Origin of the sequence: Actinoplanes sp. NPDC049599, assembly GCF_044465625.1 — a bacterium.
In the GTDB taxonomy this organism is placed as follows: Bacteria; Actinomycetota; Actinomycetes; order Mycobacteriales; family Micromonosporaceae; genus Actinoplanes.
This window is the reverse complement of record NZ_JBITLX010000010.1, coordinates 204857-218620: the sequence shown is the minus strand read 5'-3', so window position 1 is coordinate 218620 and position 13764 is coordinate 204857. Positions and strand designations below refer to the sequence as shown.

Genomic DNA, 13764 nt, shown 5'->3' with positions numbered 1-13764 from the left:
CCCGGCGCACCGCACGGCTCACGGCGCCGAGCCGCCCGCGACCCGGTCCACCAGGGCCGCCGCGACGTCGCGGACCTTGCGGTTGGAATCCTGGGAGATCCTGGTCAGGATCGCGAAGGCCGCGTCGGCGGAGCACCGGCGCTCGCCCATGATGATGCCCTTGGCCTGCTCGATCACGGCCCGGCTCGCCATCGCCGCCTGCATGTGCTGGGCCAGGTCGGCGGTGCTGGCGTGCAGATGGGCGTTGGCCAGGGCCACCGTCGCGTAGCCGGCGAACCGCTGGGCGAGCCGGATCGCGTCGTCGTCGAAGGCCCGGGCCGGGCGGCCGTAGCTGTTCACCGCGCCGCTGACGCTCTCGACGATCGGCAGCCCGACGGAGAGCACGCTGCCCACTCCGGCCGCCGCGGCCTGCGCCGCCCAGCCGTCCCAGCGGGTGTCGGAGGCGGTGTCCGGGACCGACACGGTGGTCTTCTCCGCGGCTGCCTGCAGGCACGGGCCCGCGTTGCCCGCGTACTGCTGTTCGTCGAGGTGCAGGGCGATCTCGCCGGTGGACGCGGCGGTCCACGGCCGGCCGTCGCGCACCAGGGTGATGGAGACCTCGTCGGCGCCGGGCAGCGTGCCCCGGGCGAGCTCGGCGACGCGGGTGAGCACGCCGTCGACGCCGGTCTCGCCGAGCTTGATCCGCCCGAACTCGGCGAACGCGGAGGAGGGATCGATGGGGTGGTGAGCCATGGACGGCCGCCCACGCCCGGGGGCGCCGGTGGCTCGCAGCGATGATAGCCGAGCCCGCCCCGGCGGCCCGGCCCGGCGTTCGGCCGGACGCGCCGGCCTGCCGCGGAGCGGGGCCCCGGCTACCCTGGATGTCCGTGGCAGGCTCGTCGAACTCTCCGGGACGCGCAGCTCATGACCGACACACCACCGCTGGATCCGACCGACGCCTTCGCCGAGCTCGGCCGGATCAAGCTCAGCGAGACCGACATCGACGGCGTGCTCACCACGATCGCCGGGCTGGCGCGGCGCACCGTTCCCGGCGCCGACGAGGTCTCGGTGACGCTGATCCGGGGCACCGGGGCGTACACCGCCGCGTTCACCGGCGACCTGGCCCTCACCCTGGACGACTGCCAGTACGAGCAGGGTGAGGGCCCCTGCCTGGAGGCGTCGGTGTCCGGTGCGAGCCTCTCCCTGCCGGACATGACCAGCGAGACCCGCTGGCCCCGGTGGACCACGTGCGCGGTGGACGCCGGGGTGCACAGCTCCCTGTCGATCGGGCTGCCGATCCACGAGACGGTCAGCGGGGCGATGAACATCTACGCCACCAAGCCCGGCTCGTTCGACCAGGACGCGATCATCCTCGCCCAGACCTTCGCCGGGTATGCGGCCGTGGCCCTGGCCAACGCCCACCTCTACGACGTCACCGCCACCCTGGCCCAGCACCTGCAGGCCGCGATGGCGAGCCGGGCCGTGATCGAGCAGGCCAAGGGCATCGTCATGGGCGAGCGCCGGTGCACCGCCGAGGAGGCGTTCCGGATCCTCAGCCGGCTCTCCCAGGACACCAACCGCAAGCTCCGCGACGTCGCGGAGCTCCTGGTGGACCGCGCCCAGCAGACGCCGCGTTCCTGACCCCGCTTGGGGACGGCCGGTGCGCGGTGCTCAGCAGGCGTCGGGGCCGAGCCGGGTACGCAGCTTGACCAGCGCCGCCGACAACAGCCGGGACACGTGCATCTGGGACACCCCGATCTGCGCCGCGATCTGGGTCTGCGTCTGGTTGCCGAAGAACCGCAGCGTCACGATCGTCCGCTCGCGCTCGGTGAGGCACTCCAGCGCCGGTCCGAGGCTCAGGTGCAGCTCGGTGCGGGCGTAGTCGTCGTCCTCCGCGCCCAGCGTGTCGCCGAGTTCCAGCGCGCCGCCCTCGGCACCCACCGGCGTGGACAGCGAGGTCGCGCTGTACGCCCGGGCCCCCTCCAGCCCTTCGAGCACGTCCTCCTCGCTGACCTTCAGGTAGCCGGCGAGGTCCGCGACCGTGGGCGCCCGGCCCAGCCGGTGGGCGAGCACCGTACCGGCGTCGCTGATCGCCATCCGCATCTCCTGGAGCCGCCGCGGCACCCGGATGGCCCAGGCCCGGTCGCGGAAGTGCCGCTTGATCTCGCCGAGCACGGTGGGGATCGCGAAGCCGGTGAAGTCGACGCCGACCTCGGCGTCGAACCGGTCGACCGCCTTGATCAGGCCGACGGTCGCGGCCTGGATCAGGTCGTCGAGCGGTTCGCCGCGGCCGGCGTAGCGCCGGGCGAGCCGGCGGGTCAGCGGCAGCCATGCCTCGATGGTCTCGTCCCGCAGCCGCGGCCGGGCCGGGTCGTCCGGCGCGAGCCGGGACAGCCGGGCGATGAGGTCGGCGCCGCGCTCGTCCGCCAGCGGCGGCTCGGCGGGGCGCGGGACGCGGATCGGCCTCGTGACAGATGCTTGCATGCTGATTCCTCTCGAACACTGCGTCGTGGGTATCCGTTTCCGGACCACCCGCGCGGCGACCGCGGTGCAGGAGGAACGCATCAGGGCAGCAGGAGGCGTCGAGTCCGCACCGCGATGGCGACATCGCAGGGTGGTGCTCTCGGCGCCTTCTTGACCGATGGAGTGACCCTAGCCGAAAATATGATCGCTGACTAGCCGAAAGTATGAGCCCTTTCTCGGTAGTTCGTGGGAGAACGCCGGAACCGGGTCAGACGGTCACCGACACGGCCGGGCGGTGCGCCGCCGCCAGGACCTCCGCCGCCTCGGCTGCCCCGGCCGGCCGGCCGAAGTGGTAGCCCTGCACCTTGTCGCAGCCGAGCTCGCGCAGCACCGCGACCTGGGCCGGGGTCTCGACGCCCTCGGCCACCGCGGCCAGCCCCAGGTTGTGCGCCAGGTCGACGATGGTGCGGACGAACGACACCTGCCGGGGCGCCGAGCCGGGATCGCCGTCGGGCAGGAACGACCGGTCGATCTTGAGAATGTCGATCGGCAGGTCCCGCAGGTAGGCCAGCGACGAGTAGCCGGTGCCGAAGTCGTCGACGGCGACCCGGACCCCCTCCCGGCGCAGCGCGCCCAGGTGCGCGATGGTGCGGTCGTCCTCGTTCGCCGCGCCCACCAGGACACCCTCGGTGATCTCCAGGATCAGCGCCGCCGGTGGCAGCCCGGAGTCACGCAGCGCCCGCCGCACCGTCTCGGCGTAGTCGGGCTCCATGAGCTGGCGGGGTGACACGTTGACGGTCACCGCCGTGCCGTACCGCCGGTGCCAGACCGCCGCGTCCCGGCACGCCTGCCGCAGCACCCACTCGCCGAGGGCGACGATGAGGCCGCTGTCCTCCGCGGCCGGGATGAACCGGTCCGGGCCGATGAACTCCCCGGGCGCCGGGGACCAGCGCACCAGCGCCTCGAACGCGTCGAAGCCGCCGGTGCCGAGCGTGACGATCGGCTGGTAGTGCACCAGGAACTGCTCGGCGGCCAGGGCGTCGCGCAGGCGTTCGATCAGCTCGGTGCGTTCCAGCTGCCGCTCGCGCAGGCCGGCGTCGTAGGTCACCGCCCGGTCCCGGCCCGTCGCCTTGGCCTCGTACAGGGCCAGGTCGGCGTCGCTGAGCACGTCGGCGCTCTCGGCCGGGCCGGCCAGCCGGCGTACCCCGATGCTGATGGTCACGTGCAGCCGGTGGCCCTGGACATCGGCCGGGCGGCGCACCGCGGCGAGGATGTCCGCGCACCGGTCCGCCACCGCGGCGGTGTCCCCGTACGGCAGCAGCACCCCGAACTCGTCCCCACCCAGCCGGGCGAGCACCGCGCCGGGCCCCACGCTGCCGCGCAGCCGTTCGGCGATCTCCACCAGCAGCGCGTCACCGACCGGGTGGCCCAGGCTCTCGTTGATGTGCTTGAAGCCGTCGACGTCCAGCAGCAACAGGCAGCCCGGGTCCGGCCGGCCCGGGGCGGCCCGCAGCTCCCGGTCCAGGTACCGGCGGTTGGGCAGCTCGGTCAGCGGGTCGTGCAGGACCAGGTGACCCATCTGCAGCTGGAGCGTGGCCTGGTGGTCCAGGGCCCGCTGCAGGTCGGCGGCGCGCCGCTGGGCCAGGCCGCCGGCCCGGATCAGGCGGGTGACCAGCAGCGCCGCGGTGATCGAGGTGGCGCTCAGCGGCAGCACCACGTCGAGCGCGTCGAGGTCGCCCTCGCGGATGTCCTTGAGCAGCGCGTAGCAGGTGGCCGCCGGGCCGATCAGCACCACGGCCAGCATGGCGGCGGCGGTCCACCGGCCGGTGCCCGCGGGGCCGCGGCCCGCTCCCGCGCCGGGCTCGTGCGCCATCGACGGGTGCAGCGCGGCCGCGCCGAGCAGCAGCGGGAACAGCAGCCAGCCGACGGCGCTGAAGGTCGAGCCGGCCCACTGCCCGCCGGTCATCGCGGTGATGAAGTACGCCAGGTCGGCGACCACGAGCACGCCGACGGCCGCCAGCAGGAACTGCTGGGACCGGCTGAGCACCCGGGCGGTGAGGAGCAGCCGGACCGCCATGGTGAGGACGAGCAGGTCCAGGACCGGGTACGCGAGCACCCCGACGCCGGCCGCGCCGCTGGTGTCGTACATGAAGGGGTCGAGCAGGAAGACCCAGAGCAGCACGGCGGCCGTGCACGCCACGACGCCCGCCTCGGTCATCCCGGCCAGCGCGGCGCCGGGCAGCCGGGACGCGGCCAGCACCGCCACGGCCGCGGCGACCAGCAGGTACATCGTGAAGTAGACGAAGTCGGCCCAGGACAGCCCGGGGCTCCGGTCGCTCGCCCACAGGTCGACGGCCCACCGGCTGTGGGCGACGGCGCCGCAGCCCGCCCCGGCGGCCAGCAGCCACCACCCGACGGGCTTGGCCGGCCGGTGCATCCCGACGCCGGCGATCACGGCGCCGATCACCCCCAGGCACAGCAGGGCGTAACCGACCTCCCGGCCGGCCGGGCCCACGCCCACCGCACCGGCGGCCACGGCGACGCCACCCAGCAGGAAACCCGGCCAGGCCCGCAGCCGGCGAACGGGCGCGGCGCTCCGCCTGCGGTGGCTGCCCGCCGCGCCCCGCGCAGCTCCCATGTCGGCCGCCTCATCTCGCCAGTGGTCTCCGGAAGGCCATCCTCCGCTGTCCGGGGTGCAGCCGGGTTGCGATCGCCAGGTTCGCCCGGGTGCGCCGGCGCCGAGGCCCGCAGCGGCGCCGCACGATGATCCGCGACAATGGGTACCGGCCCAGCGGTCGTCCGAGCAGAAGGCAGAGCTGACATGGCATTCGAGTGCACCGTGGAACGGCAGGGCGACACCGTCGTCGTCACCCCCGAGGGCGACATCGACCTCGAAACGGCGACCTACGTGCGTGAGGTGCTGCGGCGGGTGGTGACGGACAAGACCGGCGGGCGCATCGAGGTGGACATGCACGCCGTGACCTTCCTCGACTCGTCCGGCATCGGCATGCTGGTCGCCGCCCGGCGGGCCGCCGAGGCCAAGGGCATCACGCTGCGCCTGCGCGAGCCCGGGCCGATGGTCCGCATGGTGCTCGAGGTGGCGAACCTGGACGGGCTGCTCATCGGTGCCTGAGCGGCCCGCCACCGCCCCGGACCTGCTGTTCGTGGGCGGTCCGATCTTCACCGGCGCCCCCGGCACGGGCCGGCCGGCCGCGCTGGCGGTGCGGGACGGCCGGATCCTGGCCGTGGGCGGCGCGCCGGTCGCCGAGCTCGCCGGGCCCGGCACCGAGATCGTCGACCTGCGCGGACGGCTGCTGCTGCCGGGCTTCCAGGACGCCCACGTGCACGCGGTCATGGGCGGCGTGGAGCTGGGCCAGTGCGACCTGACCGGCACCACCGACCTCGCGGAGTACCTGGCCCGGATCGACGCGTACGCGCGGGCCCGGCCGGGATCCGGCTGGATCGTCGGCGGCGGCTGGTCGATGGAGAGCTTCCCCGGCGGCGTGCCCGGCCGGGAGCTGCTCGACGCGGTGGTCGGCGACCGGCCGGTCTACCTGGTCAACCGGGACCACCACGGCGCCTGGGTGAACAGCGCGGCGCTCGCCCGCGCCGGGATCACCGCCGGCACCCCGGACCCGGCGGACGGCCGGATCGACCGGGAGCCCGGCGGCGCGCCCAGCGGCGGGCTCCAGGAGGGGGCGATGGCGCTGGTCGAGGCGCTGATCCCGGAGGTGACCCCGGCGGACCGGCTGGCCGGGCTGCTGCGTGCCCAGCGGCTGCTGCACCGGCTGGGCGTGACCGCCTGGCAGGACGCGATGATCTGCGCGAGCAACGGCTACCCGGACATCTCCGACGCGTACCTCACCGCTTCCGCCGACGGCTCGCTGGTCTCCACGGTCGTCGGCGCGCTGTGGTGGGACCGCGACCGCGACGCCGAGCAGCTCCCCGAGCTGGTGGAGAACCGCCGGGTGCTCAGCGCCGGGCGGCTGCGCTGCGACTCGGTGAAGTTCATGCTCGACGGGGTCGCCGAGAACTTCACCGCCGCGATGACCGCGCCCTACCGGGACGGCCACGGCTGCGCGACGGCGAACAGCGGCCTGTCGTTCATCGACCCGGTCGCGCTGCGCGAGTACGTCACCGCGGTGGACGCGCTCGGTTTCCAGGCGCACTTCCACGCGCTCGGCGACCGGGCGGTGCGCGAGGCGCTGGACGCCGTCGCGGCCGCCCGCGCCGCCAACGGCCCGCGCGACACCCGGCCGCACCTGGCGCACCTGCAGGTCGTGCACCCGGACGACGTGCCCCGCTTCGCCCGGCTGGGGGCGACCGCGACGATCCAGGCGCTGTGGGCCACCCACGAGCCGCAGATGGACGTGCTCACGCTGCCGTTCCTGGACCCGGTGCTGGCCGGGCGGCAATACCCGTTCGGTGACCTGGAGCGCGCCGGGGCCACCCTCGCCGCCGGCAGCGACTGGCCGGTGAGCAGCCCGGATCCGCTGCAGGGCATCCACGTCGCGGTCAACCGGGCGCTGCCGGGCAGCGGGGCCGGGCCGCTGCTGCCCGCGCAGCGCCTCAGCCTGGTCAGCGCGCTGACCGCGTACACGTCGGGCTCGGCCTTCGTGAACCACCTCGACGACACCGGCACGCTGCGGGCCGGCCACCGGGCCGACCTGGTCGTGCTGGACCGCGACCTGTTCGCCGGCGAGGCCTCGGCGATCGCCGAGGCCTCGGTGGCGCTCACCTACATCGGGGGCGAGCGGGTGTACGCCGCCCCGGACGCGTGACTCCTAACGCCCGGCCGGCGCCGGCTCGTCCTGGGTCTCGTCCTCCTCGGCCGCCTCGCGCGGGCCCTCGACACCGTCCTCCAGCGGCTGGCGCTGCGCCGGGACGACAGCCTCCGCGTCGGTGGAGCCGTGCCGGCCGGCCGAGTCGTCGACGGCCGGCAGCTCACCGACGACCTGCGGCTGGTCCACCCAGAGCGCGCGCAGCTGACCCTGCATGAAGGTCATGAGCCGGCCGCGGTACTCACGGTCGAACTGCTCCAGCGCCTCGATCTGCTCCTGCAGCGCCTCGCGCTTGATCCCGAGGCTGCCGACCACGTCGTCGTAGCGCTGCTTGGCCTGCAGGTTGAGCTGCTCGGCGTTGGCCTTGGCCTCGGCCGCGATCGCGTCGGCGCGGGCCTGGGCGTCCAGCACGATCTTCTCGGCGGTGCGCCGGGCGTCCTCGGCGGCGGCCTGGGCCTCCTGGCCGATCTGCTCGGCGCCGGCGCGGGCGTCGTAGAGCACCTTGTCCGCCTCGCGGCGCACGTTGTGCGCGTGGATCTGCGCGTCCCGGGCGATGTTCTCGGCCGCGGCCAGCGCGTCCGTACGGATCTTGTCGGCCTGCTGGTGCGCGGCGCCGACGTGCTCCTCGGCGGTGCGCTGGGCCATGCTCAGCACCTGGAGCGCCTGGGTCGGCAGGCCGGGCACGGGCGTGGGCGAGACCAGCGCGTGCTCCGAGGTCGCGCCGTCGGGCGAGGTACCGAGCATCACCTTCACACGATCCTTCATCCGGTTGTCAGTCACAGGAGACCTCCGTACGTGCGGCTTCACCCGCGGCGGCCCCGGCGTGCCGGCCGGAACGCTGGCCATGATCCGCGGCATGTTACCAAGCCGCGGAGCCCGAAAGCGAGCAGACTTTCAGCCGGGCGGATCGGCCGTTCGGGCCTTCCGCAGCGGCAAAACACCTGGTCTAGGGCTTGCGGGCGACGGCGCCGTACTCGTCGACCGGGCGCCGGTCGGCCGCGCTCGCCGCCGGGTCGGGCCGCCAGCCGGCGCACGGGACCAGGCCCGGCTCGACCACCTCCAGGCCGTCCAGGAACGTGCCGAGCTCCGCGGGGCTGCGCAGCCGGTACGCCAGCGGCGCGTTGGCGTTCCACACCGCGATCGCCTTGGAGAAGGCCGGCCCGTCGAGCACGTTGGTGCCGTCGGCGGTGACCAGGTAGCTGCCGGACGGCAGCGCGGCCAGCAGCCGGCGCACGATCGTCGCGGCCTCGCCGAGGTCGGGGACGTGACCGAGGATGTTCATCAGGATCAGCCCCACCGGCTCGGCCAGGTCCAGCGTGCGCCGGCCGGCCAGCTCGACGATGGCGCCGGGGTCGTGCAGGTCGGCGTCCAGGTATTCGGTCGCGCCCTCGGCGGTGCCGGTCAGCAGGGCCCGGGCCTGGGCCAGCACCAGCGGGTCGTTGTCCACGTACACGACCCGGGCGTCCGGGGCCGCGGCCTGGGCCACCTGGTGGGTGCCGGCGGCCGTCGGCAGCCCGGTGCCGATGTCGAGGAACTGCCGGATGCCCCGCTCGGCGGCGAGGAACGTGACGGCCCGGGTGAGGAAGCCGCGCGAGCTGCGCGCCACCGCGGTGATGTCCGGGTACAGGGCGGCGAACTGGTCGCCCACCGCCCGGTCCGCCGGGAAGTTGTCGGTGCCGCCGAGCCAGTAGTTCCAGACCCGGGCGGAGTGCGGCACGTCAGGCTGGATGTCCACGGCGGCGGCTCCCTCGATGCGCGGGCGGCGCCGCACCGGACGCCCCCGGACGGACAACGGACAACTCACGACTCCGGGGCGATCGGGTGACCGCCCGCGGCGGGGCTCACCACGTCACCGGCAGCGCGCGCAGGCCCCGCACCAGCAGGCCGGACTTCCACTCCAGCCGCTTCTCGTCGACCGCGAGCCGGAGCTCCGGCAGGCGGTGCAGCAGGGTGCCGAGCGCGACCTGCAGCTCCATCCGGGCGAGCTGGGCGCCCAGGCAGTGGTGCACGCCGTGCCCGAAGCCGAGGTGCGGGCCCGCCCCGCGGGTGATGTCCAGCCGGTCCGGTTCGTCGAAGACGGTGGCGTCCCGGTTGGCCGCGGACATCGCGGCGATCACCGGCTCCCCGGCGCGGATCCGGACGCCGCTCAGCTCCAGGTCCTCGGTGGCGTAGCGGGCGAACAGGCCCGCCGCGCCCAGCGGCACGTACCGCAGCAGCTCTTCGACGGCGCCCGGCACGAGCTCCGGGCGGGCCCGCAGGATCGCGAGCTGCTCGGGGTGGGTCAGCAGCACGTAGACGAAGTTGGAGATCTGGGTGACCGTGGTCTCGTGGCCGGCGGCGAGCAGCCCGGCGGCCAGCTCGACCATCTCCTGCTCGGTGAGCCGGTCGTTGTCCTCGTCGCGGGCCTGCACCAGGGCGCCGATGAGGTCGTCGGTCGGCGTCTCGCGCCGCTCGGCGATCAGCCCGGCCATGTACGCCTGCAGGCTCCCCAGGTACTCGATGATCGTTTCCGGTGGCAGCGAGGTGGTCGAGACGATCGCCTCCGACCAGGTCCGGAACAGGTGCTGGTCGGACGGGGGCACGCCGAGCAGCCGGCAGATCACCCGGACCGGCAGCGGGGTGGAGAAGCTCTCGACGAGGTCGGCCGGCGGCCCGGCGGCGACCATCGCGTCGATCAGCTCGGCGGCGATCGCGGCGGTGCCCGGGCGCAGCTGCTCGACCCGGCGCGCGGTGAACGCCTTGGCGACCAGCCGGCGCAGCCGGCTGTGGTCGGGCGGGTCCATCGACATGATGCCGCCGGAGATCGGCTGGGGGGAGATCCGCGGCTCGTCGCGGCCGACCGCGGCGGCCCGGCTGAACCGCGGGTCGCCGAGCACCACCTTGACGTCCTGGTAGCGGGTGGCGAGCCAGGCCTCCTCACCGAACGGCAGCCGGACCCGGGTCACCGGCTCCCGGCGGCGCAGCTCGGCGTAGAGCGGATCGAGGGTCAGCCGGTCCGGCTCGCTGAACGGGTACGGCCGGGCCGCACCGACCTGCCGGGTGTCTGTCATCGCACGCTCCCGCCGTGGAGTTCCATCGGAATCAGCACACTTTGAGCAACTCGCCAGACACGGATAGTAGTGCGCGACCCCTCCGCACAACACCCCATTCATTCATGTTCATCGAAGGAATGTGCGGGGCCACCGCGCCGGCCCGGGGTCACCCTTGGGCGATTCAGCAGCTAATACGCTGTTAGAACCATTAATCCTGTTTAACATGGTCCGATCTGCTGGTAAGCGTGAGGATGCCATGAGAAGTCGCCGCTCGTTGACTGTCGCCCTGACCGCCGGAACCGTCCTGATCGCTACGGCGGCGACGGCCGGCGCCGCCGCGGACCGGCCGGTCGCCGTGTGGGAGATGGACGAACACGCCGGCGCGCGGACCATGATGGACAGCAGCGGCCGTGGCCTGCACGGCCGGATCGGCAGCGAGGTCCGCACCGACACCCACGTCCGGGGCGCGATCGGCTACCGCTTCGACCGGCTCCGGCCCGACTCGCCGCCGCCCCGCCCGGGCCACCTGGTGACCGTGCGCGACGCCGACGCGCTCGACCCGGGCACCCGCGACTACGCGGTGACGGTCCGGCTGCGCACCACCCACAAGTTCGGCAACATCATCCAGAAGGGCCAGGCGACCGTCTCCGGCGGCAACTTCAAGCTGCAGATCCCCAGCGGGATCGTGGAGTGCCTGTTCCGCGGCTCGTCCGGCCAGCTCCTGGTGTCCTCGCCGCGGCGGCTCAACGACGGGCGCTGGCACACCGTGCGCTGCGCCCGGACGGACAACGGGGTCACGCTGACCGTGGACGGCGCGACGGTGGCCCGCCGCTACGGCTGGACCGGCCGGATCGCGAACTCCTGGCCGATCAGCATCGGCGGCAAGACCGGCTGCGACCAGATCCACGTGGGCTGCGACTACTACGCCGGCGACCTGGACTATGTGGAGATCGACGCCCGCTGAGCTCCGATCAGCACACTGAACGGGACCGCCGGGCTGTCGTGCCGCAGCCAGCCGGCCGGCCGGGCCCGGATCGGGAATCCCGTCGTGTGGGCCGGGTGCGTCGACACGACGACCCGGCCGGTGCGGTTCACCACGGTCGCCGGGCGTCCGCAGGCGCGCAGCACCGGCAGCAGCATCCGCTCCATGCGGGCCACGTACACGTCCGAGCCCACGACGCCCGCCACCGAGGCATCCGGGCCGCGCACCGGGACGGTGAAGGTCAGGGTGTAGGCGTCGGTGCAGAGGTAGTCCACGTAGGGCCCGGTGATGTGCGGGCGGCCGGTGCGGTGCGGGACCGTCCACCACTCCAGCACCGTGTAGTCGCGGAAGCCGTCCCGGGCCGGGTCGGACACCACCCGCAACGGCGTGATCCCGTCGCGTCCGCGGGTCCACCAGGCCAGATGCCAGGGCGCGTCCACGATGAGCGCCGGGTCCGCGATCAGCCCGGAACCGGCCACCAGGTCGTCCGCGCGGCGCAGCTGCGCCAGGGCCGGCGGCCGGACCGCGTCCAGCTCCGCCAGCCGGGGCCGGCGCCCGGACGGCAGCGCGGCGGCGACCGTCTCCGCCATCGCCAGCAGCGGGTCGAGCACCGTCGCGCAGAGCCGTTCCAGCTCGGCGGTGATGCCGGCGGCCGCCGGGGCGGCGCCCGGCGGGGTGACGACCTCAGTCATCAACCACCTCCAGGCGTGCGCGGACCACCGCGTCGATCGCACGCCCGACGTGCCCGGCTGTCAAGGCCCGGGCCCGGGCCCGGTCACCCCGGCCGATCGCCGCGACGATCGCCCGGTGATCCGATTCGGACCGGGCCCGGCCCTGCGGCGAGCCCATCGACAGCCACAGCAGCGGGCCGAACTCCGCCTGCAGCCGCATTTCCTCCTGGGTCAGCCGGGCCGACTGGGTGGCCGCCGCGACCTCCAGGTGGAACTGCGCCTCGGCGCGCCGCGAGCCGCCGGGATCCGTCGCGCGCCGGACCCCGACCTCGCGGAGCCGGTCCAGGTCCTCGCCGGCCGCGCGCTCGGCGGCCAGCGCCGCCGCGGCGCCCGCGATCGCGGTGTAGAAGTCGCCGAAGTCGCGGATGTCGACCAGGGACAGCTCCGCCAGCCGGGTCCGGACCAGCACCACGTCCGGGTGCTCCGGCGCGCACACGAAGCTGCCCCCGCCGCGGCCCCGCCGGGTGGTGACCAGGCCCAGCTCGCGCAGCGTCTGCAGGGACTCCCGGGCGGTGACCGGGGCGACGCCGAGCGCCTCGGCGAGCTCCACCTCGGACGGCAGCTGCTCGCCGTCGCCGAGCACGCCGAGCACGATGGCGTCGCGCAGCCGCCGGGTGACGGCCGCGGCCCGGCCGCCCTGGGTCAGCGGCGCGAAGACCGCCCGGCGGGTGCGCTGCTCCGGCATCGTTCCCCCAGCTGTCCGAGGCTTGTGCTTTGAACTATGACGCCATAGGTTTTCGGCACGACAGCCAGTCTCCTCCCCGACGGAGGCCTGCGTGCCCACTGCCCCGGCGATCACCCTGACCGGCCTGCGCAAGGCGTTCGGCAGCACCGTGGCCGTCGACGGCGTCGACCTGGAGATCGCCGACGGCGAGTTCTTCGCCATGCTCGGCCCGTCCGGGTCGGGCAAGACCACGGTGCTGCGGATGATCGCCGGGTTCGAGCAGCCCACCGCGGGCCACGTCGCGCTCGGCGGCACCGAGGTCACCGGCGCCGCGCCGTTCCAGCGCGACGTCAGCACGGTGTTCCAGGACTACGCCCTGTTCCCCCACCTGTCCGTCCGCCAGAACGTCGAGTACGGCCTGGCCGTCCGCCGGGTCGGCCGGGCCGAGCGCCGCGAACGGGCCGAGCAGGCGCTGGCCGGCGTGCGGATGGCCGGCTTCGGCGACCGCAAACCGGGCCAGCTCTCCGGCGGGCAGCGCCAGCGGGTCGCGCTGGCCCGCGCGCTGGTGGTGCGCCCCAAGGTGCTGCTGCTGGACGAGCCGCTGGGCGCGCTCGACCTCAAGCTGCGCCAGCAGATGCAGGTCGAGCTCAAGCAGCTGCAGCGCGAGGCCGGCATCACCTTCGTCTTCGTCACCCACGACCAGGAGGAGGCGCTGACCATGAGCGACCGGATCGCTGTGTTCGAGCACGGCCGGGTCGCCCAGGTCGGCACCGCCGCCGAGATCTACGAGCATCCGCACACCGCGTTCGTGGCCGGCTTCGTCGGCACCTCGACCGTGCTGACCGGTCCGGTGGCCGTCGAGCTGCTCGGCAAGGCCGGCACGTTCGCGGTGCGCCCGGAACGGGTCCGGCTGGCCCGTACCGGATCGGGGGTGCCCGGCACCATCGCCGAGGTGGTCTACCTCGGCGCGACCACCCGCTACCTGGTCGACCTCGAGGCCGGCCCGCGGATCACCGCGAGCGAGGCCAACACCGAGGCCGGCGCCGCGACCGCTGCCCAGCGCCGCGGCGAGCGTGTCCTCGTCAGCATCCGGCCCGGCGACGTCGTCGCCCTGGAGCGCCCCTGAAGGGTC

The 13764-nt window shown here is 74.3% G+C and carries 13 protein-coding genes; 5 read left to right on the top strand and 8 right to left on the bottom strand.

All coding sequences use genetic code 11. The features are described from left to right. Positions 1–18: 18 nt before the first annotated feature. Entirely contained in the window at positions 19–732 is a 714-nt protein-coding gene (locus ACIBQZ_RS20405; RefSeq protein WP_396090294.1) for a GAF and ANTAR domain-containing protein, read from the bottom strand. Positions 733–903: 171 nt separating this feature from the next. Here ACIBQZ_RS20405 and ACIBQZ_RS20400 point away from each other — a divergent pair, with 171 nt between their 5' ends. After that, positions 904–1620 carry an ANTAR domain-containing protein gene (locus tag ACIBQZ_RS20400; protein WP_396090293.1) on the top strand — a complete coding sequence of 239 codons (717 nt, stop codon included), beginning with the start codon at positions 904–906 and terminating at the stop codon, positions 1618–1620. Positions 1621–1650: 30 nt separating this feature from the next. Here ACIBQZ_RS20400 and ACIBQZ_RS20395 read toward each other — a convergent pair whose 3' ends face one another. Both ACIBQZ_RS20395 and ACIBQZ_RS20390 read right to left on the bottom strand, forming a co-directional pair. Continuing rightward, complete coding sequence (locus ACIBQZ_RS20395; protein ID WP_396090292.1) at positions 1651–2463, bottom strand: SigB/SigF/SigG family RNA polymerase sigma factor; 813 nt, start codon at positions 2461–2463, stop codon at positions 1651–1653. Between the two features lie 247 nt (positions 2464–2710). Next, positions 2711–5080 (bottom strand): putative bifunctional diguanylate cyclase/phosphodiesterase, encoded by a 2370-nt coding sequence (locus ACIBQZ_RS20390; protein ID WP_396090291.1) that lies wholly within the window; start codon positions 5078–5080, stop codon positions 2711–2713. Between the two features lie 183 nt (positions 5081–5263). On the opposite strand from ACIBQZ_RS20390, the gene ACIBQZ_RS20385 reads away from it, so the two are divergent. Then, a complete protein-coding gene (locus tag ACIBQZ_RS20385; RefSeq protein ID WP_396090290.1) occupies positions 5264–5575 on the top strand; it encodes an STAS domain-containing protein in 312 nt (103 codons plus the stop codon). Continuing rightward, complete coding sequence (locus tag ACIBQZ_RS20380; protein ID WP_396090289.1) at positions 5568–7223, top strand: amidohydrolase; 1656 nt, start codon at positions 5568–5570, stop codon at positions 7221–7223. The genes ACIBQZ_RS20385 and ACIBQZ_RS20380 overlap by 8 nt, the downstream gene beginning before the upstream one ends. 3 nt (positions 7224–7226) lie before the next feature. Here ACIBQZ_RS20380 and ACIBQZ_RS20375 read toward each other — a convergent pair whose 3' ends face one another. The 3 genes from ACIBQZ_RS20375 to ACIBQZ_RS20365 form a co-directional block, all read right to left on the bottom strand. After that, complete coding sequence (locus ACIBQZ_RS20375) at positions 7227–7967, bottom strand: hypothetical protein (RefSeq protein WP_396090334.1); 741 nt, start codon at positions 7965–7967, stop codon at positions 7227–7229. Positions 7968–8169: 202 nt separating this feature from the next. Next, positions 8170–8994 carry an SAM-dependent methyltransferase gene (locus ACIBQZ_RS20370; RefSeq protein WP_396090288.1) on the bottom strand — a complete coding sequence of 275 codons (825 nt, stop codon included), beginning with the start codon at positions 8992–8994 and terminating at the stop codon, positions 8170–8172. Between the two features lie 70 nt (positions 8995–9064). Further along, positions 9065–10273 carry a cytochrome P450 gene (locus ACIBQZ_RS20365; RefSeq protein ID WP_396090287.1) on the bottom strand — a complete coding sequence of 403 codons (1209 nt, stop codon included), beginning with the start codon at positions 10271–10273 and terminating at the stop codon, positions 9065–9067. A 238-nt stretch (positions 10274–10511) separates the two neighbouring features. Here ACIBQZ_RS20365 and ACIBQZ_RS20360 point away from each other — a divergent pair, with 238 nt between their 5' ends. Next, positions 10512–11219, top strand: a complete 708-nt coding sequence (locus tag ACIBQZ_RS20360; protein WP_396090286.1) for a laminin G domain-containing protein — start codon at positions 10512–10514, stop codon at positions 11217–11219. On the opposite strand, the gene ACIBQZ_RS20355 is transcribed toward ACIBQZ_RS20360, so the two are convergent. Together ACIBQZ_RS20355 and ACIBQZ_RS20350 are read right to left on the bottom strand one after the other, a co-directional pair. Further along, entirely contained in the window at positions 11195–11929 is a 735-nt protein-coding gene (locus ACIBQZ_RS20355; RefSeq protein WP_396090285.1) for a cache domain-containing protein, read from the bottom strand. The two genes, ACIBQZ_RS20360 and ACIBQZ_RS20355, sit on opposite strands and share 25 nt — an antisense overlap. Further along, entirely contained in the window at positions 11922–12653 is a 732-nt protein-coding gene (locus ACIBQZ_RS20350) for a FadR/GntR family transcriptional regulator (RefSeq protein ID WP_396090284.1), read from the bottom strand. Before ACIBQZ_RS20350 ends, ACIBQZ_RS20355 begins: the two co-directional genes overlap by 8 nt. Positions 12654–12744: 91 nt before the next feature. On the opposite strand from ACIBQZ_RS20350, the gene ACIBQZ_RS20345 reads away from it, so the two are divergent. Next, a complete protein-coding gene (locus ACIBQZ_RS20345; protein ID WP_396090283.1) occupies positions 12745–13758 on the top strand; it encodes an ABC transporter ATP-binding protein in 1014 nt (337 codons plus the stop codon). The last annotated feature ends 6 nt before the right edge of the window (positions 13759–13764 follow it).